Source organism: Paracoccus sp. PAR01 (genome assembly GCF_014851995.1).
Taxonomy (GTDB): Bacteria; Pseudomonadota; Alphaproteobacteria; order Rhodobacterales; family Rhodobacteraceae; genus Paracoccus; species Paracoccus litorisediminis.
This window is the reverse complement of the sequence record NZ_JACVAW010000113.1, coordinates 1-255: the sequence shown is the minus strand read 5'-3', so window position 1 is coordinate 255 and position 255 is coordinate 1. Positions and strand designations below refer to the sequence as shown.

Genomic DNA, 255 nt, shown 5'->3' with positions numbered 1-255 from the left:
ACCAGCTCCGGCTCAAAGCTGCTGTCGCGGTCACGGGGCACAGCCACCGGCAGTTCGCCGTCCTGGCCCTTCAAGACCTTGGTCGACGAGCCGTTGCGCCGGTTCGCTTGGCCCGGAGGTGCTTCCTTGCCTTCCTCATAGCCCAGATGCGCGGTCAGCTCCGCGCCCAGCATCCGCTCCATGAGCCGGATCTTCAGCTCCTTCATCAGCCCGGCATCGCCGAGCAGATCCTCAGGGCGCTCAACACCCTTCAGC

Annotated in this window: 1 protein-coding gene; it reads right to left on the bottom strand. The window is 65.9% G+C overall.

Annotated elements, in window-relative coordinates; all coding sequences use genetic code 11:
* Positions 1–254, bottom strand: a 254-nt coding sequence (locus IB235_RS26065; RefSeq protein WP_192339089.1) for a transposase, incomplete at its 3' end; no start/stop codon positions are given.
* Position 255 lies beyond the last annotated feature (1 nt).